Here is a 25,792-nt window from a genome sequence, read left to right on the forward strand (position 1 = left end):
TCTTAATAAACTCCAATATTTACATTTCGTTGGCGGCAGTAGCACTAACGGTAGAAACTCAATTGCAATTGGGGATGGCTCCCCAGTGGCACCCTTATTTGTTCATTATCTTTTTTGCTACTTTGTTTGATTACAATTTACACCGTCTTGTTACTTTACTGACCAATAAAGAGGCTTTAAATGATGATAAACACAAATGGCTGAAAGAATATTTAAACCTCTTTTATGCCTTAGTAGTGTTTTCTGTAATAGGATTCTTAATTGCAGTATTACTTGCTAAAAAAGAGGTTTTAATCACCTTAGCTCCTTTTGCTTTAATTACTTTTTTTTATTCATTACCGATATTCAAAAATCAAAAATACCTTTTCCGATTAAGGGAAATACCTTTCCTGAAAATATTTCTTATCTCAATAGTCTGGTCAGCGACTACTATATTATTACCCATTATTCAATCAGGAAGACATTTTGATTCACAGCACGTTAGCATCATGCTCACCGAGCGGTTTTTGTTTGTTTTTGCCATCACTATTCCCTTTGACATTAGAGATATGCATGCCGATATTCAGTCGGGATTAACTACTATTCCGAATTTTATCGGTAGCAAAAAATCATTAGGAATAGCCAATTTCTTAATGATTTCTTTCTTGTTGATTAGTTGTTTTCATTACTCAAATGCTCCTTTTCAGTTTATCCTTCCTGCCTTTATCATCTCTGGAATCAGCACTATCTTTTTTTTAAATATTAAATCTATCCAAAATCTTACTTTTTATCATTACGGTATTTTAGATGGAACCATACTTTTGCAAGGTATTTTAGTTTGGCTCGCTCACACAATCCTTGTTTAAAACAAAACATGAGTCATCCCGAATTTTTCCTAAAATTGTGCGTTTTGGAGACAAATTGAGAGGTTTTCTACTTAATTATTGTCTAGTCCTTACTTTTCTTTCCTTGATGAAAGAAAAGTAACCGCGCGGCGGACCGCAAAAGAAAATCAAGAATTCCTAATCGCATCGGCGAACCGACTCGCTACCGCTCAAACAGTAGGAATTCGTTGTTCATCAATCATAAAAAAGCGGTCGAAAAACTAATCTCGACCGCTTTTTTATGATTCTAAAATTCGGGATGACTCATGTTTGTGAAAATATTATTTTATGATTAGTCTACTGTACGAATCAAATCTTTTTTAACAGCGGTTTTGGTTTTGCTAATGGTATATGGGATACATCTAGCAACACCGCAGTCACAAGTTACTTTTTGGATGGTTACAGTATGGTCTGAAAAACAATCATTTGCATTAAATACTCGCACGGTATATTGCTGAACAACCGTTGTTGGATTTGGTACATCAGACCTTAACACTCCGTCAGTTGGAATAGCCGTCGAAGTAGCATATAGTTTTCCTCCTGTATAAGTTGCACCTGCACTAATATCATATCTCAAATTGGCACTAAATCCTGCAAGCTTTATTGTACCATCATTTTTAACAAGGTCTTGGTCACAAGTTGAATTGGTAGATGTAGCAGTAATACCCAGTGCCCTATCAAAAACAACTAAATTAATCATCGTAGTATTAGAGCATAATCCATTGCTTACTTCTACACTATAAATTCCACCTTGGCTAACTTGAACATTATTAAGCTGTGGACTTTGAATAGAAGAAGTAAAACCATTAGGACCCGTCCAAACATACGTAGAAGTAGCTGGCGTAACAGAAAGAATAACATTGGTACCTGCACAAACTGGTGAAGTCGAAGTTGATATCACAGGGTCAGGAATTGGGCTAAATGTTGCGACAACTGGTGTTCTGCTACCTGCTGGCGATTCACAACCACTCACTAAATCTTTACAAGCAACAAAATATGTTTTTGATGCAGTGACTGGTACAGTGAACGGACTACCTCCTCCTAAAATAACTACTGAACTTTGTGAATCATACCAAATAGGGGTATAACTAGGTGCGCAAGTAGCTTTTAAATCAAGGCTCCCAGCACCACATATTAATCCTCCTGCCACCGTCGCTGGTAATGGAGCAGCTGGAGTGCTACTCACAGAAATTGTCAACTGTGTTCTATTAGCCGTTGCAACTCCACAATGATTATCATTTGCTTTACAACCCACAAAGAATGAAATGGTTGAGGTAGCATTAAAAATAAAAGTATTCCCCGTACCCAACACAGTTGTTGAAGTTGCCGAATTATACCATTGTGGGATTAAACCAACTGGACAAGTAGCATTCAAGGTGCCAATACCGGGATTACAAAGAACCGACCCGCTTGACGTTGTTACCTTCGAACTAAAATCTAATGTTTTAAATGTCACATCGTTGTAACAAGCATCGCTACCCGACCAAATACGAACAGTATATTTAGTCCCTGGCTTTAAACCAGTAAATGTAAATGATGTTTGTCCAACACTTAACGTTTGGTTAGCACCTGCACCAAAAATTGGTGATGTACCAAAAGTTTCACCTTCTTTAATACTAGCTTCAATGACCTTTGATGCATTGTAAACTAGGTTTGAAATAGTAGCAGTACCATTGTTGTTAGGCACAAACCCTGTACAAGTTCCAAGCGTAAAGCTAATATCACTTGCAAGGACAGTGGGTGCATCACAACCAGCACATTTTAAGTTACCACATACGAAGGCAATAGATTTACCTTGTTCCCCAGGTTGATAAGCAATCTCAGTCGTAAAAGTGTTAGTCGTAACATTAAATTTTGATACACAGTCACCATAAAATGTAGTAATATATAAATTACCATCAGGTCCAAAAGCTAAATCGTATGCCTCTACATCTCCTACTGTTCCAGTGATAGAAGGAGTTATAAAATCGAATGAGGCAATCAAAGCCCCAGTTGTTCCATTATAATGGAATAGTTTGTCTGGACCAGTAGTTCCTGAGGCAACTGCCCAAAGAGTACCATCCGCACCAAAATTTAAACCACGATAGTTATATCCACTTGGAGCAGTAGTAAACAATGACGAAGGCCCTGCATAGCTTGAATCTACAGATTCAATTGTACTTAAACCACCTCCTGAAAAATAGTTTGTAGCTACAAATACTCTCCCGTTTGCAGGATTAACAGCTACACCCCACAATCCCACATCTTTATTTGTTAAACGGTTAGTACTATAAATACCTACTACTGTGTTTGTCGTTGTACTAACCTTTGATACACCCTGATAGCTAGTTACATACAAAAATTTCCTATCAGTAGACAACACCACATCTAGTAAATCCTGTCCTGGCACTGGTATAGGTGCCAAGTAAGCTCCTTTGGCTAAATCATACACTAAAATTTCTGATCTAAAACAGCAGGTAGCGATATAGGCTACGTTTTTAGTCGGGTCTACTACGATACCTTCTCCACCTCCACTTATTGAACAACCCACTGGCCCCGCACCAGTTCCACCAAAAGGGTATATCTCTGAACGACTACCTTGTGTAGCATTTGGCAATTCACTAACAATCATGTAGTATTTATCACATCCGAGAGGTGCATTCTGAGCTTTTAAGTAAAAAGAAGAGAGCATCGAACACAACAATATTACCAATGAAGTGATGTTGTTTGGAAAACGAGAGGATTGTATTCTCTCATAAGAAAGTAAAGGTTTTATCACAATATTACGATGAATGTTTTGTTGGAAAAATACGCCTACCTTGGTTATCGGTAAGAAAAGGTTGAATAAAGTCTGATTGACTTTACTTAGCCATAATTTAAAATTGTTCATCATTTTATATTTGTATTTTTTCAAGTAATATATTTATCAAATTAGATTAATCTTATTTTTGGACTTTATTCCAAGGTAATGAATTAATATTCTTTCCTACTTTTTTGCCTTCTACTAAACCGACTTCATTATCTTGTCGGGTATGAATTCCTCCATATAAACGCGACATAGCAGATTCTTCGGCGGCAGCCCAAAACGATTTAAAACTTCTTGCTTTATAGTCTGTATTCCTCTCTGCATCTCTTGGTCTTCCTACGTGCGAATCATCAACGAAACTAAAATTTGGTCCATATAAATCTGTCAAAATAGTGGCCGTTGATGCACTTTGAACAGCATGCCCAGAATAATAAGCTGGGAAAGGCGGCTCAGGCCAATATAAATCCCAAAGGGTATCAATATTGAAATAAATAAAAGAATATGGCCGTTGAGCATTATAAATATATTTTGTTTTCCAACAATTAATAAATGAATCAGCCACCCCCATTCCAACTTTGGCATACGTTTCAGCCGCTTTAAATAAATCTGGTTTTGCCCCTTGAACAGCAAAATTAGCAATGTTATATGAATGTCCAGGTGGCGAAAATGTTTCCGAAGGGTCGTCTCCCCACCAGTTGGCTATTTCTTTTTCCTCCTGCGTCAATGTCTTACGTTTCATATAAACCTCATACATATAAGCATAGTATTTTGAATCAGTCCTATAGTCATAACCAATCATTGTTGGAATCGGCAATACTCCATTCAATGGCGCAAAGGTTCTGTTTTTGCCCCAATATGGATGTAAAGGAAGAGGAATCTTTGATTGCCCTTTAACAGGCGCTTTCCATAAACCTTTACCTACAGGCACTTTATAAGCTGTATCAAAATTCCTTTTATATCCTTCATGACCTCCGTCTGATTTCGACCATTCGAAAATTGCCTGAGCCACAGATAAACCAAAAGCTTTTGAACGTTCAGCTACTTTTTCATCAGTTGTTTTAAGCTCATTGTTATAAATAGCAGTCTCTAAAGAATCTATTGCATCAATGTTTTTCTTAGCAGATTGTTGATATAATTGTTTCAAAAGAAAGGCTTGCCCTGCATTTAGTGATAATGCCCAATTGTAAGTCTGCCCAATTGTAGGTTTAGGTAAGTTATTTAATCCTTGTAATTTCCCTGCTAATGAATTTTTCCCAACTGCCCCTGCCACTACACATTCATACATGGTTAAACCTAAATACCCCAAAGAACGTGAGCCATAAGTAGGCGAACCTCCGGGTGTATTTTTCATCGTTGTCAAAGCCATTTTTCCCCATAGAAGAGCTACTTCAGAAGAGACAACTTTTTTTACAGGCTCACTTGTTTGCACCTTATTTTTTATTGCTTGACCTTGAGCACTCCAATAGGACAAACAAAGAATCGACACAAATATAAAAGTTTTTATTAGTCTCTTGTCATAGAATATTTCTTGCTTAATAGGCAAGCACAATGAATTAGTATTAACGTATATATGCTTATTAATTATGTAAAAAATCATATTTTAAATTATCAACAGAAGAATTTCCAACAAAACAACATTAGCTAACAGCTAATGCAAACTCCTTAAGGCATCAAAAGTTATTAAAGTAACGTAGAATTTATTCATCAATTGATAAAAAGTAACCAAAACCATGCCAAATTATTGTCAATTTCGCATTAAAACCTATTCAATTCCTCATTTTAATGTTTTATTTTTAAAATTGCCTAAGCATTTCTTGAACTATCTATCCAATTTGAGAACCCTAAGACCCGCTGATAAAAAAAAATCCCTTTACTTATTCAGTAAAGGGACTTGCAATATTAGTATAATGGATTTTGAATCAGATTGCTATTTTTATTCAGCTCTTCTAACTTTATAGGCAAAAAGTAAGCCCTATCTTTCCAGTTCCTATCTTGTATATCTATCACTTTATAGTTAGGAGTACTTGATGTTGTTTTATCTGGATTTAATGGATACCTAATCTCTATCCCTTTGGCATTATCAAAAGTAGTAGGCGCTATCATCCATCGGCGAACATCAAAGAAACGATGATCTTCAAAAGCCAGCTCTACCCTTCTTTCATTTCTATAACGCTCTGACAACGCTTGTCCGCTTTCAGTTACGTCTGGCATTCCTGCTCTTTTACGAATCATATTCAAGTATTGGCGAGCTTCGGCATCTTGCCCTAAACCGATGCAAGCTTCTACATAATTTAAAATCACTTCGGTATATCTAATATATCTCCAAGGGAAATCTTGTTTTACGTATTGCGCATCAATCGTCTGATCAATAAACTTTCGAAGATAATATCCAGAATAAGTACCATTCCAGTCTTCAATAGGGCCTTTCCGCGTATCGAGACCAGCCACTACATCCACAGCATTAGACGTTGCGTTCCATTTTTCCCAAAACCCCACCTGTATTACTCCTTTAGGGTCTGATGCTGTTACATCTGAGGGACGTTTACGCCACTGAACGCCTTCATAAAGGATAGTAGCATAAAAACGTGGATCACGATTTTTGTATGGATTTTTAGCCTGTGTTGTATTTAACCAACTAAACTTAGAGCCGTCTTTCATTTCATAGGCATCTACCAGTTGCTGTAATGGCGTATTGCTTCCCCAACCATGATAACCATTTGGGTTATTAAACAAACCTGGGTTATACCCATCCCAACTATCTTCTGTTTTAGGCAAAAAGAATCTTACGAAAATATCTTCTACGTTTTCTTTCACCAAAAACATTTCTCCATAGTTTTTTGCAGTGGAGTCACCTGCTGCGGGACTGCCTTTGTAAATACTATACGCACCTAAATCGATTACAGCTTTCGCTGCGTTCTTAGCAGCTAACCATCTTGCATTGCGGTCACCACCAACATAACCAATCAATTCTGGATGTGTATAACTTCCTGCCCAAGTAGGTGTTTTATTGTACAAATCGCTTGCTGCATGTAATAATACTCTTGCTTTTAGTGCCAAAGCAGCCCCTTTGGTAGCCCTGCCTTTATCGGCTCCAGAGTTTGCCAATAATAGGTTTTGTGCTGCTTTATCGCAATCGTCAACAATAAATTTGATACAATTTTCATAGGTATCTCTAGCAGGAGTAAAATCATCAGACAACTTATAAGCTTTCGTAATAATAGGCACACCACCGTAAACTGATACAAGATTATGATATAAATAGGCTCTTAGGAAATATACTTCTCCTGTCAATCTTTTCTTTGTATCAGCGTTATCAAAGGGTGTATTTTCTATTTTTTCAAGAAAAAGGTTGCAGGCACGTATATACTTGTAAACGTTTGCCCAAATCATCCCTTTGTAGCGATTGCCCGACCAGAAATCCCAAACCGAATAGTCGCTGGCTGTGACTAAACATTTAGTAACGTTGCTGCTTCCAAAATCAGCATTATACATCGACTCATCGCTCAATGATGCCATCATCATATTACTGAAACCATGCGGAATGCCTAAATAAATATTATTGACGAAAGTAGTTACCAAGGCTTGGTCTTTCCAAACGGCATCTTCTGAAAACTGATCTAAAGGCTGAAGGTCAAGGTCAGTTTTACACGAAATAGTGTTAAGAAGCACTAAGGCAGTTGTAAGTAAAATATATATTGTTTTTTTCATCTGATTAAATGTTTATGTAATTCCTGCAATGAGTATTGATTAATCAGCACTCACCAAGAATTATTTGATCTTCAAGAATCAAAATTTAGAATGTAAACGAAAGCCCTGTATTAAGCACTTTTTGAAGTGGATAACCTTGTCCGCTTCCGCTTCCCATTTCTGGGTCAAAGTCTTTATAGTCTGGACTGAATGTCCATAAGTTAAGACCGCTCACATAAATTCTCGCTCCTTCTAAACCTAGTTTTTGACTTAGTTTTTTTGGAAGAGAATATCCAAATTGAATGTTTTTCAAACGGATATAATCAGTGTTTTTCAAGAAATAGGTATTTCTATTACTTACCCAATATTCATTACTACGGTTGAAAGTTCTTGGGCCGCTAGCATTTGGATTCTCGGGCGTCCAACGTTCGTTATAAAAACTTTTCAAGAAATTACCAATTTCACCCGACTCTGTAGAGATATAATTCACTGCTCCAAAAGCTCCTTGAAACAAAATGCTCAGGTCAAATTGCTTATAGCGAAGATTAGCCGAAAAGCCCGTTGTAAAGCGTGGAATATTACTTTTAGTATTTCTTATACGGTCGTTTCCATCAATTTTACCATCTTTGTTCACATCCTCAAAAATCACATCGCCCGGTCTAGCATTATCCCAATGTGGATAAGCATCCACCGATGCCTGATCTTTAAAAATACCAATAGCATTATAATACAAATCTGCCGTAGGATTTTTTGGGTCAGTAGGAATAGGATATCCTGTAGTTTTTTGATAATCTGGCGCACCGGGTGCTTCATCCCAGAATACAATTTTATTTTTTGAATACCCTCCGTTAAAACCAATCTGGTAACTGAAATCTCTTGACTTGTTATGATAATTAATATCAAACTCAAAACCTGTATTAGCTACCTTACCAATATTTTCGCTTGGCAATGATAGTCCCGTTGATGTAGGTACTGAGGCATTTCTTGGCCACAAAATTTGCGAACGAGTATTGTAGAAGTAGTCAGCAGAAAACGATAGTTTATCTTTTAACAATTGCATATCAAACCCAACATTGGCCTGATTGGCTACCTCCCATGTTACGTTTAAGTTAGGAATACGTGTTTCATAAAGGGTTTTGTTTTCTTGGTCTATGCCCAAAATAAGTGGCTGAGGAACCCCTCCGCTATTGGCAAAGAAACCATAAGAAGAAAGATATTGCCATTCTGAGATACGGTCGTTACCAGTTTGTCCCCACGATGCACGCAACTTCATGTTATCAATAAATGACACCTTATCTTTCCAAAATTCTTCTTCTGATAATCTCCATCCTAAAGAAACACCAGGGAAGAAACCATATCGTTTGTCGGCAGGGAAAATGTATGAGCCATCATAACGCCATACAAATTCGGCCAAATATTTTTCTTTATAATTGTAGTTTACACGACCAAAAAAGTTTCTACGTGCATTCTGTGAAGCTGACCCATTATTATCTTTCTGTAAATCTCCTCCTGCAAAAAGTTGGTCAATTGCCGTAGAAACAAAGTATCTACGATAGGCAGAGAATTTGTCCATTTGTCCAGAACGGGTCTCAGTACCAACCATAAACTTCATATAATGATGGCTACCAATCTGTCTTTCATAGTTCAGAATTGAGTTCATCAAAATACTATGATTATCCTCCATCTGTTCTGTTAAACGAGCATCATCAAAGCCTTTTTTACCTTTTACTAACACAGGTTTACCGCTAGCATCAACCGTCTGACCATCCCAAGAATACAAATACCAAGGAGTTTCAAATCTCTTATCAAAACGTAGCCCTTTGTCTATACTGGCAGTAGTCAAGAAAGATAAACCTTTCACCCAAGGAATCTGAATATTCAGTTTCATATTACTATTTAGGTAATACCATTTATCTCTATCATATCCTGTAGCATCAGTACTTACTACTGCTGGATTATCACCATATTCAATATCTGGACCAGGGGTTCCGTCTGGCCAATAAGCAGGCAAATTAGGTTTGCCACGCATCACCATTCTAAAAATACTTCCAGCATTACGTGTAGGATAATTTCTATCTTCCATTCTTCCAGAAACATCAAATCCAAAACTTATATTTTTGCTAATTTTAGCATCTATATTACTCCTAAAATCATATTGGTTGTATTTTGTACCACTGTTTTTATAGTAACCGTCTTGGCTTTTAGCACCGAACGATACAAAGTATTTAAAGTTATCACTCCCACCAGCAATACCAATGTTGGCATAGTTTTGTGAAGAGGATGGTTTTAATACAGCCCCAAACCAATCAGTATTAGGATAACGCCAAGGGTCAGAACCATCTCTAAATTTTTGCACTTCTTGTGCCGTGAATCTACCTGTTCTATTTGCATAAGCATCTATTTCATTGAGCATAGTAGCATACTCAGCTGCATTTGCCATTGCTGGCAAGCGGGTAGGCTGTCCAAAACCTTGATTAAGGTTAAAAGTAATCGTTGGCTTACCACTTGCTCCCCTTTTAGTAGTTACTAAAATAACGCCATTGGCAGCCTGAGCACCATAAATTGCAGCAGAGGCATCTTTTAAGATGGTTATACTTTCTATCGTACTTGGGTCTAATCTTTCAAGTGAACGACCAGGTACACCATCCACTACCACCAACGGACTGCTATCTCCTAGCGTGTTTACACCCCTGATGCGTAATGTTGCACCATCGTATCCTGGTTCACCACTTGATGTTACAGCGACTAGGCCGGGTAAACGCCCAACTAAGCTATTACTGACATTCATAGAGGGAGATTGTACTACCTCTGAACCTTTTACAGATACTACAGAGCCAGTCACAGTTACTTTTTTCTCAGTACCATATCCCACTACTACTACTTCATCAAGCGACTGGGCATCAGTCGACAACGTAATGTTTAGTACTGATTTACCACCTACCACTACTTCTCTTTTTTGAAAACCAATTGAGCTAAAAATCAAAATGCTATTATTATCGGGTACAGCTATTTTGTATTGCCCTTTAGCATCAGTGATGGCTCCTCGCTGGGTTCCTTTAATTAGGATGTTAACACCCGGCAATACTTGCCCCGTTTCGTCAGTAACGGTTCCTGTTATAGTTTGCTCTAAAATCTCAATACTTAATATATCATCACTTTCTTGGAGCGTATTGGTTGTAGAGGAGCTCCCAGTAGAACGATTGATGATGACCATTTTACCAGAAATCTCGTAAGTGAGGTGCAAAGGCTTAAACAGATTATCAAAAATTTTTGACAATTGAGCATTCTGGAAATCAACACTAATTTTTCTGTTTGATTGGATAAGCTTTGAGCTAAAAACAAACTTTACATCTGTTTGTTTTTCAATTTGGGTTAGTACACTTCTCATGCCTAACTCCTGAGCTTGCAATGTTACTCGTTGACTTAGAACATTTTGGGCATTAGTATTACTCGCAAGAGTGGAGCTCATAAGCCCGATTGCAAGAAAAACTTGAGTGAGTGTAATTTTCATAGCCGTAAGTAGTAACTTATGGATTTGTAATGTTTTTTTCATACATTTGGAGATGTTTTGTTTAGGTTGAATTTGAGCAAAACAATTCCCGCACTTTACCTAGTAAAGTGTTCATTGGCTGTAACCAAAAAGGGAATTTTAAGGTCGGTAATGCGGGAACATTACCGACTTTTTTTGTGGAGTCGGTTTTTAGTGTTTCATCTAGTTAAATAGTCTTGGTTTAATTAAAATTCAATATTTAGTTTAAGGTTTACTTTATTTGCAGCCTTTGCTATAAATTACAATCTGACCATCCAGAATTTCGTAACGAGCCTCAACTCCTTTACAGATAATATCTAGTTTGTCAAATAGTTGTAAGTCGGTTAACGAAGCTGTCAATGGGCAATTGGATAATAATTCTTCATCAAAAACGATGTCAATACTATAAGCTTTTTCTAGGGTTTGTAATACTTCGCTTACAGGCGTATCTTCAAATTCAAATTGTGGTTTTGTATTCTTTTTGATGGTAATTTTAGGGAGTTCAACCAACAATTTATCCATTCTTACTTCTTCGCGAGCATAAACAATCTTTTGATTAGGGGTCAACACTACGCCTTTCAATTCTCTACTTGTAGCTTTTTCTTCAACCCTCGTATCTGATTGGGCAAAGACAGATACTTTTCCTGTTTTTACTTCTACGGTCACTTCCTTTTCTTTGTCATAAGCACGAACAGTAAAACTTGTACCCAACACTTTGGTAATTAAACCATTAGCATACACTAAAAATGGTTTCTCTGGATTCTTAGTCACTTCAAAAAAAGCCTCGCCCGAAAGGTAGATTTCACGATTGTTACCCTCGAATTGCTTTAAATAACTAATTTTACTTCCTTTCTTCAGTAAGACTAAACTTCCATCTATTAGCTGAATTGGCAAAGGGCTTTCATGGTCGTTCTTTACTTCTATTAGTTTCTCAGGATTAGCAGCAACGTGTTTTTCATAAATTCCTTTTGGCTCGTTTATCTCATTCAATAATTGATGATAAGTAATGCCTAAGCCAATGATTATGGCTATTAAAGCAGCTACTTTAAGCCATTGATTTTTACTTGTGCTGAACCATCTTATTTTTTTAGTCGTATTATTCTCTTGCTCATCAATTTTTGAAACAGTATTTTTTACTAATTCTTCTACCTCTGTTTTTTCTAATGATAGGTCTTTAATAACCAGTGCTTTTACAATTGACTTCGCTTTTTCTACTTGAGGCGTTTTTTCTGGATTTGCCTCTAACCATTTTTCCCAAAAGGCATTCACTTCTCTGTTTGGACTTAATACCCAATTTCGGAAATTAATATCCCACACAAAGTCTTCTGTATTGAAGTCACGATAATTTTTCATATAGCTTAATAATACCTTTCTATATAGCGTTAGACATCAATGGTACACAGATACCATAAATTATTAAAAAAAATATAAAAAAAGTTAAATTAACTATTTTGAAGCCTTTATTAGCGTAATAAAAGCGGTAAAAACAACGCAATAAACTCGGTAGTCCAATATTTTTTGAGTTGTTTAATAGCCATCTGAAGAAGATTTGAGGCTGTCTGAGGGGCAATATCCATAATCTGAGCGATTTGGTCACGCTCTAATTCTTGGAAAAATTTAAGATAAATAACTTCTTTTTGTCTTTTTGGCAAAGTTTCAATTACTTGTTTAATGCGTTGGGCTAGCACCAAACTTGTTTCATCCTGAATAAATTTTTCTTCAATAGAAAATTCAATATCAAAAATATCATTTGCTTCAGTATAAGGGTCAGAAAAACGAAGTTGAAGAGATGCTCTATGAATTCTTCTTCTTAACGAAGCCATCAAATAAGGTTTTACAACAATTTCATTTGATAGGTGCTCACGACGCTCCCATAGTTGCAAAAATAAATCTTGAATACAATCTTTAATAAACTCCTTGTCCTTAGAAAATTTTGAGCCATAATGAAATAATGATGAAAAATTAGCTTTCATCAATTCCTCGAATGCTGACTTTTCTCCTTCAAGAAATCTAAGCCATACGAATTGGTCAATATAATTTTCAGGATTTAGATTAGAGAGTTTCATAGTAATTTGGACATAAGCAATTATGTTAACTGTAAACCAGCAATGATAACTGTGGAAATTTACAAATAAATATTGAAATACTTAAATTTATGTTAATAAAATCTTAATCTGTCATGATATCAATACCATACATAAAAATGTAATGATAGTTTCATCCTGCAAAATTTTGATTGACTAAAACCACAGCGATATACGCTAAGTAAAATCTGTTATTATTATAAAGAGATTTTAAGCATTTCAATACTCAACTATTTATATTATAATAAATTATTGGAAAAGTTCTGGTTAAAAAAATGGTTAATGGAAATAAAAAAGCCAAAAACCACAGTAAACTGTAATGGTTCTTGGCTTTTCGTGAAACAACAATTACGCAATATTATTTCACTGATAATATTTTAAACTCTGTCCTCCTATTTTCCTGATATTGTTCTTCCGTACAAGGCACTCCGTCGATGCATTCATTAATGGGTTGGTTTTCCCCGTACCCTTTAGCCACAAGGCGATTAGGGTCTATGCCGCTTTCAACCAAAAAATCGACAACAGCTTTGGCTCTTTTCTGTGATAACTCCAAATTATAGGCCGCACTCGCCCTTGAATCCGTGTGTGAACGAATCTCAACTTTCATAGTAGGATATTTCTGGAGAATTGGCAAAAGCGTATTTTCTAATTCTTGGGCTGCATCAGCACGGATAAAATACTTATCAAGGTTATAATAAATATTATTTAGTTTGATAATATCTCCTTTGCCATACATTTCTTGTACATGTTGGCGATTATCTATGTTCTTAATTACTTCGCTATTGGTAGCATAATTATCTTTTTCAACCGTTAACTTGTTTTCTGTTTCGGGTTTAACTTCAAATTCATACCCTCCATCTTCACCCGTAATGACGGTTTGCTTAGTCTTGTCTTGCTGGTTTTCTAAGGTTACTTGCACACCAGCAATTGGCTTCTGATTTACTTCCGACTTCACAATACCTTTTAATACCGAAGTATTAGATTTTTCAAGATAAATAGCCAAGGTAGTATTCTGAGCAGTATTACTTCTGGTAGAGAACGTAATTGAATTCATCTGGTAGCCTTCTTTAATCGCCTTGAACTCATACTCAGATAGCGATTGCAAGCAAATTGACATCGCTCCTTCTGCATTAGTCACTTTCAATTCTTGGTTTTCTCCATTAATTACACTTCTAATGTCAACCTCCTCTAAAGGCGCTTTCGTCAAAGCATCATACACCATAATATTTAATGGATGGCACTCTCTTCTAAAACTATAAATATTGTCATCATGAATGCCCTTTTTACGGTTTGATGAAAAGTATCCTGAATTTCTAGCACCATCAGTAATCAAGCCGAAATCATCTTTTTCAGAGTTTAAAGGAGCACCTACATTTACTACCGTTCCAACGAATGCACCATCTTTTCTTTCTGCATAAAAAATATCTAATCCGCCGAGCCCTTCATGTCCATCTGAGGCAAAATATAGGTTATCGTTCTCATCGATATAGGGGAACATTTCATTTCCTTCTGTATTAATTTCCCGTCCTGCATTTACTGGCGTTCCCCATCTTCCATTGCTATAGTCAACTACATAAATATCTGTTCCGCCAAAACCACCTGGCATATCAGAAACAAAATATAGTTTGGTATTATCTACATTCAATGCAGGATGCCCACACGAATACTCATTGCTATTAAAGGGCAACTCTTTTACATCGCTCCAATTTGTTCTGTTTAAATTGGCAATATATAATTTTAGTCCATTCGTGCCACTTTTTGATTGCCTAGCCTTACCATTGTTATAGTTATTTCTTGTAAAAATAACCCGTTTCCAATCTTTAAAAAAACTCACTGGCCCTTCATGGTATTTTGTATTGAGCACTCTGCTAAAATCTTCAATTTTGCTTAATGGTAGGTCTTGTGCAACTGCTTCATTATTACTGGTGCTTGACGACATTCCCCCTAACGATGTAGCACCCTGTAAGCCCAATTTGGGCGATAACAAAGCTGTATCGGTAGCAATGTATAAATTTAGAAAGGGCGTTTGGTTCCATCCAAAAACACGTTTTATTACCCCAGATTCGTCACGAGCCGAGCAAAAAACTAAACCTCCTTTGTAATACATCGGACTAAAGTCTGCTTGGCGAGAATTAATATTGAGGTATTCGATTTTATAGGAAGATGAATCTCGGTAAAACTGACTCATGTCCATGTATGAAATCGTAAAACGCTTTCCTCTTAAATCAGCTTTTTGTTTTTCGCCATACAATGAATAATATTTCTGTGATTCACGATATTTTTGATTGGATGCTAAGGCCTGAGCATAATACAGATAAATCTCACTCTCAACATCTGGATAATCTTTAATGATATTGAAATATACTCTTTCTGCATTTTTAGTATCTTGTATTTTCCGATAAGAAAAACCCAGTTTTCTTAATGCTTCTAAGGTGCTTTGAATGTCTTGGCTTTCACGTAAAAAATCTTCATACAAGCGAATAGCTTCAAGATAACTTAGCTTTTCAAATTGGTAATTGGCAGCCTTTAGTTTGGTTTGAGCATAGACATCCCCAAATGTGCCAAGCAAAAACACACATAAAACTAGACCTATTTTATAGATTTGGGTTATCATTATAGTAATGGTATACTACCTATAAATGTGTTGAATGATAATTGTTTAACAGTATTATTTATCTAAAATAACAAACAATATCTCAAAACTAGCACAAGATATTTAGGTTTTAAGATTAAAACCAATAAAAAAGGTTTGGAAATTCATCCAAACCTTTACTTTCACTAGGTAAATGATATTTTGAAGTTTAGATTTTAACGGCTTGTCTAGCAATTAATTTCCATTCTTTTTTAGTTTTTTGAAAAACAAGCAAAATACCTAATTTCACCGTTGCTGGTACATTACGATTATTCGTTTCAGCGTATAACTTATGGCGAACAATGGCAGTATTACCAATAATTTTGATTGTTTGTTCTGTCAAATTCATTGTTTTGAAATCAGAATCGCCGTTCATCAAGGTCTCAATTAAATGAGCCTTTCCTTCCAAGCTTCCGCCCGAATGTCCGTAACTCAAATCATCATCCAATATTTTTTCTAGTGTTGCTTTGTCTGCATCCACTACAGCTTTTCTAAATGTCTCGACGGCAGCAGCTACTTTTGCTTCATCATCTGTTTGTGCTTGGCTCATGGTTATCGTTCCTAATAAGATGGTACTTAATATTAATAGCGTTTTCATTATGTTAAAATTTATTGTACGAATACACATTATTTATTTTTTACTCTGTGTTTTAGTATTGCCTTTTTGCAACAACCAAACTGATAAGTTTTTAGCTGCTTTGAAATTTTCAAATTCCATTGGCAAACGTTTTCCGTTTAAGTATTCATTGTAAATCCAAGGGTCACCAATGGCAAATACTGTTCCTTTGCCTACTTTGGCTACTGCTATGATAACGTCGTTACCTTCACTAATAGTAGCTTTTGCTGGTGCTTTTACCGATAAAACAGATAATTCTTTTACGAATACTTTACTAACATCTTTAAAAATAGGGTGATTAGCAGGTATTGTTACACGTCCTTGTTCATACACATTATTTTTCACCATATTGATACTTTTGTTAGTAAACTGAATACCGAACTTAGCAGCCAGTTTATTGAAATGTGGCAATTCAACATTAGCAGAATCATTAGCCATCAATACTAAAGTACCCCCAGCTTTTACCCAGTTTTCAATCGCTGTAATATCCTGTGCTTCTACAAAATTAGGGTTTGGTGTTTCCTTTTTAGTATCAGGGTCAACAATGATATAAACATCTAAATCTTTTAAATTTTCGGCTCTTGGTGCAGTCGAAACTGTACGTAATTCAGCACCATAATTTTCAAAAATACTTCCCCATAAGGTAAAGCCAGAATCTTTACCATCATACCATGTATAATGATATGGCTCAGTAATGCCTTCACGAGTAGTACGCATTTCGTGGTTGAAATAATTATCTAACCCTACTTTTTTACCTGCACCTACCCCTAAATCTTCAGCAATTTCCATTTCAACGCTTGCCATGATGAATGGAGCCATACCTTTTAAGTCATCACGACGGATAGGCTCTTTAAGGTAATATTCATAGCTACCGTCACGGTATGGATTTCCGCCTAAGCCACTTACCAATACTACTTTTTCGAGATGATTGATGCCATTGCTTTCTGTAGAAATAAAGTTTCTTAAAATTCCATCATATCCTTTTTTAGCATTTTGATAATAAGCCTTATCGATATATCCCATTCTAGCACCTTTTGCCAATCCATAAACCATCATTGAAGAACCTGATGCTTCAAGATAATTGCCTTTACCATTGATTTTATCCACAACTTGATACCAACAACCTTCTTTCGGGTCTTGATATTTCACGATAGCAGCCGCTAGTCTTTGATAAATTGCGATTAGCTCCTTACGTTTTGGATGGTCTTTTGGGAAAGTATCCAACACATCTGCTAAAGCCATGATGTACCAACCGATTGAACGTCCCCAGAAGTTTGGAGAAACACCAGTAGTTTTATCTGCCCATTTTTGTTCGCGACTTTCGTCATAACCATGGTATAACAAACCTGTTTTAGGGTCACGGGCATTTTTTTCCATCCAAATAAATTGGTTGGCGATATCATCAAAATTCTGTGGCTGATTAAAAGCTTTGCTATATTCTGCATAGAAAGGCTCTACCATATACAAACCATCTAACCACATTTGATTTGGATAAATTTGTTTGTGCCAAAAACCTCCTTCTTTAGTGCGTGGTTGTTCAGATAACTGTTTTCTAAGTAAATCGGCAGCTAATTTGAATTTTTCTTTCCCCGACTCACGGTAAAGCATTACTAAAGAACGACCACCAGTAATATTATCAGAATTGAAGTTATCGTATCGGTATGTCTTGATTTCACCTTTATCGTTTACATAAGCATCCATGTTGTTCAAGATAAAACGATAATATTTAGCGTCGCCAGTACGATACCATACTCTTTCAATGGCTTTCAAAAGAATAGCTTGTTCATAGTCCCAACGAGCGCGCTTTCCCTCTTCTTTGTACGTAATAGAGTCTTTGTGAACATCTAGCATAATATCTGCCATCCTCGTAGACCATTTCGTTTGTGCAAACGAAGTATTCATCGAAAAGAAAAGGCAAATTCCAGCAAGAATTATACTACACTTGCTAACAATAGGAATGGTAAAAAAAAGTTTTCTTTGCATTTTTTGTTAAATAATTATTTGTTGTGAGCTGTAAGCAATGAGTTGTGAGTGATGAATTGTGAGTTTAAAATTGTCCTTGCCTAAGTAAGTTGTCATCAAACGGTAACAATTGATTAGGAAAATCAAACATTAATATTCAATACTTTAATTGATACAACAACATCGTTTATTTTATATTAAGTAATGAACCTAAACGACATCCGTGTAGAATAATTTAGTGATAATCAAACAATTAATCGCTAAATCACTCATTCACTAAATCACTCAATTCCTCTATTACTTAAATCTCTACTTGAGCATTGCGTGGAGCAAAAAGATGCATAATTCCCCAAGCTAAAATATATGCACTTCCACATAATAAAAAGATGATATTATACCCTGCATTGATATCACCGGAGGCTTTATAAGTATCCAGTAATGAACCAACTACAAAAGGGAAAATCATTCCTCCTACAGAGCCAGCCATCCCACCAATACCGATGACAGAACTAATTGCTTTTTTAGGAAACATATCAGATGCTACGGTGTAAATATTAGCACTCCAAGCTTGGTGAGCCGCCGCCGCAATACTGATTAATGCTACAGCTTCCCAGATGTTAGTGGCATAACGGGCAGCCATAATTGGTACCACACAAATAGCAAAAATAAACATCGATACTTTTCTGGCTTTGGGAATTTCCCAACCTTTTTTGATAAAGTATCCTGACAAATATCCTCCACCAATACTTCCGATGGTAGTAGCTGTATAAACCAAAATCAAAGGCAAGCTTGGTTTTTTCAAATCTAAATTAAACCTCGTTGAAAAATATGACGGCAACCAAAATAGGAAAAACCACCAAATAGGGTCTGTCAACATTTTTCCAAAAACAAAAGCATAGGTTTGTCTAATGCCAAAAAGCTTTATCCAAGTAACAGGCTTTTCATTAGCATTCACGGGTTCAGCATCACTATGAATGTGATCATATTCAGGTTTCTCTAATTTTTTATGCCTCGATGGAACCTCATAATAAATTATCCAGAAGATTAACCAAACAAAGCCTATTCCACCTGTAATGATAAAAGCCATTTCCCAACCATAAGAACCCAAAATCCAAGGTACCATAATAGGTGCTACTACTGCACCAATGTTAGCTCCTGAGTTAAAGATACCCGTTGCCAAAGCTCTTTCTTTTTTAGGAAACCATTCAGCCGTTGCCTTAATGGCTGCTGGAAAGTTGCCCGCCTCCCCTAAACCAAGCGCTGCTCTAGCTAAGCCAAACCCGAAAGTACTTTTTGCAAACGCATGAGCAATGGCAGCAAGACTCCACATAATCACAGAAATTGTATAGCCCAGTTTTGTACCTATCTTATCAATAATACCACCAAAAGCCATTAAACTCAGTGCATAAGCGGCCTGAAAAGCTATTACTATTCTACTATAATCTGTTTCTGTCCAGCTAAATTGTTTTTCTAAAGTTGGTTTCAAAAGACCTATCACTTGTCGGTCTAAATAGTTGATGGTTGTAGCAAAAAAAAGTAGCGCAACTATTTGCCAACGGTACTTACCAATTGTCTTGTTCATTTTTTTGGGGTTAGACTATAACATTTAAGCAATTAATATTTCATCTCTATCTAAAAATGAACATTAATCATACTTCACTAAAAGGGAAAAACACTTATTTTTTACTTGATTTATAAAAAATGATTCCAGATTAATGAGTAATTATACAGTATTTAAGCCTTATTCTTTTAATAGAAATTATTGAAAAATATTTTCCCCCAAAAAAGCGTTTTAGTAAACTAGTATAACTAGATTATTTCAAGAAATGGCATTTTGTTCTATTGTCTGTTCTGAACAAAGGTTTAGATAAACATATCTCTTAAAGTAGAAGGATACAAACATTTTATTGAATATTTTTCGTAAATCTTTTCGGGAACGTTGCCATTCATACAAAATTTAAATTTCTATATTTGTAGGATAACATATTTAGCTAAAAATTGTCATCTCAACATAGAAAAAACGGCACGAGAAAAGGAATCAAAAATTTGTACAATTCAAAGAAATAACATTTTGGAACATATTACCATTAAAGATATTGCTAAGGCCTTGAGCCTCTCGACTTCAACCGTTTCGAGAGCATTAAGAGGGAGTCATGAGATTAATCCAGAAACCAAACGCTTGGTGATGGAATATGCCGAAAAGTTTAATTATCAGCCCAATCCAATTGCCTTAAGTTTAAAAGAAAACAAGAGCAGATCTATCGGTGTAATAGTCCCTGAAATTGATAATCCTTTCTTTTCACAGGCCATTAATGGCATTGAAGATATTGCTTATAACAAAGGTTATCAGGTAGTTATCTTTCAAAGTCATGAGTCATACGAAAGAGAAGTAATTAATACACAGCATATTACATCAAGACGGGTAGATGGTTTATTGATTTCATTGTCGGGACAAACGACTAACGTAGAGCATTTGAAAAACTTGCATGACAAAGGTTTACCCATCGTTTTATTCGACCGTATTTCGGATGAAATAGATACACATAAAGTGATTTCAGATAATTTTGAAGGCTCGTTTACAGGCACCGAACATTTAATCAAGACGGGAAGAAAAAGAATTGCCCATATTGCGGCTTCGCCACATTTATCAATTTCCAAAGAGAGAGTAAAAGGTTATTTAGCAGCCTTGGCAAAATATAATATTCCTGTAGATGAATCTTTGTTGAAGTATTGTAATTATGGTTTACAAGATATTGAGTTTGTAATAGACCAACTTTTTACCAACGACAATCCGCCAGATGCCATCTTTACGGCGAGTGATAGGCTGGCATTAGGTTGTTTGAGTACCCTGCAAAAAAGAGGAATTAAGATTCCCGAGGAGGTAGCTTTGATAGGTTTTACTAATTTAAAAGTGGCTTCTCTCCTAGCGCCATCACTAAGCACCATTGTACAACCAGCTTTAGAGATGGGTAAACGTTCGGCTGAATTATTGTTTGAGCTAATAGAAAATACATCTAAACTACCCAAAAAGTATCAAACGTTTAAATTATATACAGAATTGATTATCAGGAATTCTTCTGAGAATAAGGTTCTGATTGATTTATAAGTAGTGATTAGTAAATGATCTGCCGTTGCGGTAGTATTTCAATTTACTAGTTATCAGTTATTTACGTCAAATGAAAACGTTGCTTAAATTGTATTGATTACTTAAGAATCTTTTAACAAGTTATGTTCAATTTATTTAGTCCTTTCAATGGTAAATTGAACCAATCCAGCCAATGATTTTCGGTAGATAGAATCAGGGAAGGTAGAAAGAATATTCTGTGCTTCCTCCACGATGTTTTTCATCACTTTAGTGGCATATTCTAAGCCTCCAGATTGTTTTACGAATGAGATGACCTCTGCTACCTTTTTAGGGTTATCAGACTCGTTCTTGATGATATTAATGATATTACGCTTGGTACTCCAATTGGCTTTGTTTAGAGCATAAATCAAGGGCAATGTCATTTTCTTTTCTTTAATGTCAATCCCTAAAGGTTTACCGATTTCAGCATCACCATAATCAAACAAATCGTCTTTGATTTGAAAGGCAATACCTACCTTCTCACCAAAAGAATGTGCTTTGGCAACAGTTTCTTCATCTGCCCCTACCGAACTAGCACCAGCGGCACAACAAGCAGCAATAAGGGTTGCCGTTTTTTGACGGATGATTTCAAAGTAAACGTCTTCGGTAATATCCAGTCGGCGAGCTTTTTCAATCTGTAATAATTCTCCTTCGGTAATTTCTTGGAAAGCCGTAGAAATGATTTTCAGGTTTTCAAAATCGTTATGTTGAACCGACAATAAAAGTCCTCTGGTTAATAAATAATCACCTACCAAAACGGCAATTTTATTTTTCCAAAGTGCATTTACCGAGAAGAATCCACGGCGGTAATTAGAATCATCCACCACATCATCATGAACCAACGATGCCGTATGTAATAATTCAATTAAAGCAGCACCACGATAGGTTTTTTCAGTGATTTCTCCACAAATTCCAGCTGATAAAAACACAAACATCGGGCGTAATTGCTTGCCTTTGCGTTGTACGATATAATTCATAATCGTATCCAACAGCATAACCTTCGTTTTCATAAACTCCTTAAATTTTCCTTCGAAAGCATTCATTTCAGTAAGGATAGGAGCCTGTATTTCTTTGATAGATAAATTCATGATATTTTTAAATGGCTTGCAAATTACGCTTTTCTCTAAAAAAATGTATATTGCCTTAATTAATAACCTAAATTTATTTTTTTAGTTCGTTATTCAATGAATCGTTTGTTTTGCTAAATTGTTCATTCATAAGTGCATACCAAACCTTGACTGGAGTATTAAAAATCAATATTTAATTATGAGTAAAATTTTAGTTTTGGCGGGTGGGTCGGTAAAAGGTGCGTATCAAGCAGGTGTTGTTAAAGCAATTTTTGAAACAGGGTTTTCCCCAGATGCCATTTATGGTGTTTCTGCAGGCAGTATGAATGCGTCTTATCTGATTAACAGTTTTGGCAGACAAAGTATTGAAAATGATGGCTATATTAACTTAAGTCAATCATCAAAGGATTTATGCGATTTTTGGATAGACAACATTTATGCCCCCGAGTGTTTGTCACTAAGAAGAGGTACTTATGAGTTAGGGTTAAGTGCTATTCGTAGGAATTTTGAAGGTTTATTGGATACAACACCTTTGAGAGAAATTTTGAATAACAACATTTCTATGCGAAACCTTAATGCTAGTCCTGTACAGCTAAAAGTTGGTGCTGTGGATATTATTAATGGCAATATGGTTTACGCCAATCCCTCTTATGATCATTTTCTAGATTATATCATGGCATCCTCTGCTATTCCTATTTTGATGCCCGTAGTTAATATTGGTGGACAAAATAATATGGCTTTTCTAGATGGAGGTATGCGTGATGTAGCCCCGGTTAAAAAAGCTATTCAAGATGGCGGTACTGAAATTATTTGCGTAGCCTGTCATACGCGTAATATTGACGGAGGATATTTCCCTTATGGCAATTTGTTAGCTTTGGTTGACAGAGTAATGGATATTGCTGTAAATGAATGTTTGAATGCCGACTTAGACTGGGCAGAGTTTAGAAATGAATGCTTACCAGCCGACGGCTCACCAAGTCAATTTGGTATTTTGGCAGGGCAATCCAGAATAAAATTAAAAATCATTCGCCCTCAACATCATTTGAACATTGATATTCAAGCCTTTAATAGTGATGATATTAAAAGGATGATTTTATTAGGTTATGAACAGGGAATGGAGGAAATGAGAGGGTATAAGTTGTAGTTTTTAGTGATGAGTTAGTGAATTGTGAGTGATGAGTAAACTATTGGCATATCACTAAATAAAGCTCTCCCATTATATTAGAAGAGATGGTTTGTTGGAATAGTCTGACATGGTTATAATATGTTTTTATATTACTATAATGTAGCTTTACCCAAAGCTTTAAATGTAATTATTTGATAATTACGTATTTTATGGATTAATTCAAGTGTATAATTAGTTTGTTTTTAGAAAAACGTGAATATGCATATACTTACGAGTTGGAAGTAATTTTATGAAGAAAGACATTGAATACGAAAAATTCACTCAAGAGATTTATCAATCTTTAATTAATGTTCAAGGGCTAACAACAATTGAGGTTAAGCATAACATCAAGATAAAAGGCAGATCTGGACAAGAACACCAAATTGACGTTTACTGGGAATATGTAATTGCAGAGATAAGACACAAGGTTGCTATAGAGTGTAAAAACTATAACTCTGTTGTTTCAGTTGGCAAGGTTCGCGATTTTTATGGTGTTCTGGCTGATATCGGAAATATTAATGGTATAATGGTGACTAAAGAAGGTTATCAAAAAGGGAGTAAAGAATTTGCCAAGCATTATGGTATAAACCTTAAAGAACTAAGAGAACCGAAAGATGATGATTGGAAAGGAAGAATAAAAACCATTGTTGTAAATATGGAAATGGTTTTGCCAAAAATAAAAAGTCGATTTATCATAGTAGATGAAGAATGGGTACGAGCAAATATTAAGCTCCCTGAAAATGAAACTTTTAATTATTCAATTGGTGGAATGGCTGATGAGCTTTGGGTACTCGATTCTAATGAGAACAGGTTAAAGAACTTTAATCAGTTAGACCAAGAGTTACCTCAAAATTGGAAAGCAGAAAAAGACTTGGAGCATTTCTACAATTTTGATGACGGGTATATAAAAGTTGAAAAATTTGGAAAAATTAAAATTAAGTCTATTCAATATAGATATGATGTAAATATTAGTTTCGATGAAGAGTTAATAATAAATGGGCAAAAAATAGCAAAAGCAATATTAAAAGATGCTTTGACTGGGGAAATAAAATTCTTCAATAAAGATGGAACTATTAAATAAAAATAGCAGGTAATAAGGTATTAACCAAAGCGGGACTAAAGCAATACAACTGGTTTAATGGTAGTAATTCAACATTTGTAATTCAATTGAACTTTAGTGCTAAAATCTGCCACATAGCCAATCAGAAAACCTTATGCGGTAGCTTAAAACGATACAGCAAACAATAATAAACAATGGCAAGGACAAGACACGAAAGAATAAATGACTTTGATGAATTTTTCAGGACTGCTGTGGCGACTTTTAGTGGCTTTGGTGAAAATGACACGAAAGCCACTAAATTTCAAAATATTTATGTGCTCAATATTTGCCCTGGCAGTCGTGCCGGTGGGACAAATAATCGAGTAGTAGAAATTTTTTGGGGTAGCAGACCATTTGAAGCAATTACACAAGGACGAAATTGGACAGCTTTAACAGAATACGGAGCAACTCTTTTATACGAACGTGATGATAGTGGTTTTGTAGTTGTTTCAATTTTCCCCGCGAACACAGACAATAGAAAACCTATTGAAAGCAGCATTACCCTTGACATTCGGTTAGACCCAATTAAACTCAAAAACAAATCGTATTTAAAGAAAAATTGGAAAGAACTAATGGCATATATGGAAAGCACAAGTTTAGACGGCAATCCTACATTCTTACAAAGACAAAGAGTTTCATATCTACGGACTTTCAAAAACTTGGTAATTGACAATAAATGGACACCGACTAAACTTTCTGTATTCGTTAGAGAAGTTTTTAAATGGGTTTTGACCGTTGGGTTGAGTGGAATAATTATTTATGTATTAACTCAATTGACACAACCCACGACAACAGAAACAGAAATTCAATTGAAAAAAGTAAATAAAAATTTAGAAGCTGTTTCTAAAAAGCTCGACAAAATTTCACAAGGTAATTTCAACTTAAAAACAATTTCAATCACTGCAGATAGTCTCGCTAGAAAGTCAAAAGAAATATTAGAACCAATTGTGAAGCAAAAGACAAAATAACTAAGGAGAAGAAAGCTGGCTACATAACAATCGTTTTGCAAAAGCGAGGGTTTTGTGCTTCTAAGATAATGAAGTGCAATTCACGCCTTTATTAGGCTTTCCTTTATGGTTTTAATTATCTAACAATCAACACGTTATAAATAAAACAACCCCGAAAAAGTGTCAATACTGGCAATTTTCGGGGTTTTTATGTATTTTGTTTCTGCTAGAA

Annotated in this window: 16 protein-coding genes; 5 read left to right on the forward strand and 11 right to left on the reverse strand. The window is 35.6% G+C overall.

Annotated features, from left to right (window positions below; all coding sequences use genetic code 11):
- The first annotated feature begins 29 nt into the window (after positions 1–29).
- The gene (locus tag VB264_RS06785; RefSeq protein WP_323247883.1) at positions 30–845 is read left to right on the forward strand and encodes a UbiA family prenyltransferase; all 816 of its coding nucleotides are present in this window, start codon (positions 30–32) and stop codon (positions 843–845) included.
- Between the two features lie 310 nt (positions 846–1,155).
- Here VB264_RS06785 and VB264_RS06790 read toward each other — a convergent pair whose 3' ends face one another.
- The 10 genes from VB264_RS06790 to VB264_RS06835 form a co-directional block, all read right to left on the reverse strand.
- The gene (locus VB264_RS06790) at positions 1,156–3,735 is read right to left on the reverse strand and encodes an Ig-like domain-containing protein (protein WP_323247885.1); all 2,580 of its coding nucleotides are present in this window, start codon (positions 3,733–3,735) and stop codon (positions 1,156–1,158) included.
- Between the two features lie 49 nt (positions 3,736–3,784).
- Positions 3,785–5,077 carry a vanadium-dependent haloperoxidase gene (locus VB264_RS06795; RefSeq protein ID WP_323247887.1) on the reverse strand — a complete coding sequence of 431 codons (1,293 nt, stop codon included), beginning with the start codon at positions 5,075–5,077 and terminating at the stop codon, positions 3,785–3,787.
- A 470-nt stretch (positions 5,078–5,547) separates the two neighbouring features.
- Positions 5,548–7,356 carry a RagB/SusD family nutrient uptake outer membrane protein gene (locus VB264_RS06800; protein WP_323247889.1) on the reverse strand — a complete coding sequence of 603 codons (1,809 nt, stop codon included), beginning with the start codon at positions 7,354–7,356 and terminating at the stop codon, positions 5,548–5,550.
- A gap of 85 nt (positions 7,357–7,441) precedes the next feature.
- Complete coding sequence (locus VB264_RS06805; protein ID WP_323247890.1) at positions 7,442–10,888, reverse strand: TonB-dependent receptor; 3,447 nt, start codon at positions 10,886–10,888, stop codon at positions 7,442–7,444.
- A gap of 213 nt (positions 10,889–11,101) precedes the next feature.
- Positions 11,102–12,217, reverse strand: coding sequence for a FecR family protein (locus VB264_RS06810; protein ID WP_323247892.1), 1,116 nt, complete (start codon positions 12,215–12,217; stop codon positions 11,102–11,104).
- A 110-nt stretch (positions 12,218–12,327) separates the two neighbouring features.
- On the reverse strand, positions 12,328–12,930 hold the full coding sequence (locus VB264_RS06815) for an RNA polymerase sigma factor (protein WP_323247894.1): 603 nt from the start codon (positions 12,928–12,930) through the stop codon (positions 12,328–12,330).
- Positions 12,931–13,306: 376 nt separating this feature from the next.
- Positions 13,307–15,562 carry an OmpA family protein gene (locus VB264_RS06820; protein ID WP_323247896.1) on the reverse strand — a complete coding sequence of 752 codons (2,256 nt, stop codon included), beginning with the start codon at positions 15,560–15,562 and terminating at the stop codon, positions 13,307–13,309.
- A 187-nt stretch (positions 15,563–15,749) separates the two neighbouring features.
- Positions 15,750–16,178 (reverse strand): nuclear transport factor 2 family protein, encoded by a 429-nt coding sequence (locus VB264_RS06825; RefSeq protein WP_323247898.1) that lies wholly within the window; start codon positions 16,176–16,178, stop codon positions 15,750–15,752.
- A gap of 33 nt (positions 16,179–16,211) precedes the next feature.
- Positions 16,212–18,179 (reverse strand): glycoside hydrolase family 88/105 protein, encoded by a 1,968-nt coding sequence (locus tag VB264_RS06830; RefSeq protein WP_323247900.1) that lies wholly within the window; start codon positions 18,177–18,179, stop codon positions 16,212–16,214.
- Positions 18,180–18,459: 280 nt separating this feature from the next.
- The gene (locus tag VB264_RS06835; protein ID WP_323247902.1) at positions 18,460–19,740 is read right to left on the reverse strand and encodes an MFS transporter; all 1,281 of its coding nucleotides are present in this window, start codon (positions 19,738–19,740) and stop codon (positions 18,460–18,462) included.
- Between the two features lie 489 nt (positions 19,741–20,229).
- On the opposite strand from VB264_RS06835, the gene VB264_RS06840 reads away from it, so the two are divergent.
- Positions 20,230–21,264: a LacI family DNA-binding transcriptional regulator gene (locus VB264_RS06840; protein ID WP_323247904.1), complete on the forward strand. Its 1,035-nt coding sequence runs from the start codon at positions 20,230–20,232 to the stop codon at positions 21,262–21,264.
- 131 nt (positions 21,265–21,395) lie between these two features.
- Here VB264_RS06840 and VB264_RS06845 read toward each other — a convergent pair whose 3' ends face one another.
- On the reverse strand, positions 21,396–22,370 hold the full coding sequence (locus VB264_RS06845; RefSeq protein ID WP_323247906.1) for a polyprenyl synthetase family protein: 975 nt from the start codon (positions 22,368–22,370) through the stop codon (positions 21,396–21,398).
- 178 nt (positions 22,371–22,548) lie between these two features.
- Here VB264_RS06845 and VB264_RS06850 point away from each other — a divergent pair, with 178 nt between their 5' ends.
- From VB264_RS06850 to VB264_RS06860, 3 genes are all read left to right on the forward strand, one after another.
- Positions 22,549–23,493 (forward strand): patatin-like phospholipase family protein, encoded by a 945-nt coding sequence (locus tag VB264_RS06850; protein ID WP_323247908.1) that lies wholly within the window; start codon positions 22,549–22,551, stop codon positions 23,491–23,493.
- Positions 23,494–23,764: 271 nt separating this feature from the next.
- Positions 23,765–24,595: a restriction endonuclease gene (locus tag VB264_RS06855; RefSeq protein ID WP_323247910.1), complete on the forward strand. Its 831-nt coding sequence runs from the start codon at positions 23,765–23,767 to the stop codon at positions 24,593–24,595.
- 173 nt (positions 24,596–24,768) lie between these two features.
- Positions 24,769–25,581 (forward strand): hypothetical protein, encoded by an 813-nt coding sequence (locus VB264_RS06860; protein ID WP_323247912.1) that lies wholly within the window; start codon positions 24,769–24,771, stop codon positions 25,579–25,581.
- Positions 25,582–25,792 lie beyond the last annotated feature (211 nt).

The organism is Arcicella aquatica, from assembly GCF_034928825.1.
GTDB lineage: Bacteria > Bacteroidota > Bacteroidia > Cytophagales > Spirosomataceae > Arcicella > Arcicella aquatica.

Coding starts and splice junctions, on each gene's coding strand:
- VB264_RS06790 (WP_323247885.1), bottom strand. CDS start 3,735: ATGATGAACAATTTTAAATTATGGCTAAGTAAAGTCAATCAGACTTTA.
- VB264_RS06800 (WP_323247889.1), bottom strand. CDS start 7,356: ATGAAAAAAACAATATATATTTTACTTACAACTGCCTTAGTGCTTCTT.
- VB264_RS06805 (WP_323247890.1), bottom strand. CDS start 10,888: ATGAAAAAAACATTACAAATCCATAAGTTACTACTTACGGCTATGAAA.
- VB264_RS06810 (WP_323247892.1), bottom strand. CDS start 12,217: ATGAAAAATTATCGTGACTTCAATACAGAAGACTTTGTGTGGGATATT.
- VB264_RS06815 (WP_323247894.1), bottom strand. CDS start 12,930: ATGAAACTCTCTAATCTAAATCCTGAAAATTATATTGACCAATTCGTA.
- VB264_RS06820 (WP_323247896.1), bottom strand. CDS start 15,562: ATGATAACCCAAATCTATAAAATAGGTCTAGTTTTATGTGTGTTTTTG.
- VB264_RS06825 (WP_323247898.1), bottom strand. CDS start 16,178: ATGAAAACGCTATTAATATTAAGTACCATCTTATTAGGAACGATAACC.
- VB264_RS06830 (WP_323247900.1), bottom strand. CDS start 18,179: ATGCAAAGAAAACTTTTTTTTACCATTCCTATTGTTAGCAAGTGTAGT.
- VB264_RS06835 (WP_323247902.1), bottom strand. CDS start 19,740: ATGAACAAGACAATTGGTAAGTACCGTTGGCAAATAGTTGCGCTACTT.
- VB264_RS06845 (WP_323247906.1), bottom strand. CDS start 22,370: ATGAATTTATCTATCAAAGAAATACAGGCTCCTATCCTTACTGAAATG.
- VB264_RS06850 (WP_323247908.1), top strand. CDS start 22,549: ATGAGTAAAATTTTAGTTTTGGCGGGTGGGTCGGTAAAAGGTGCGTAT.
- VB264_RS06855 (WP_323247910.1), top strand. CDS start 23,765: ATGAAGAAAGACATTGAATACGAAAAATTCACTCAAGAGATTTATCAA.
- VB264_RS06860 (WP_323247912.1), top strand. CDS start 24,769: ATGGCAAGGACAAGACACGAAAGAATAAATGACTTTGATGAATTTTTC.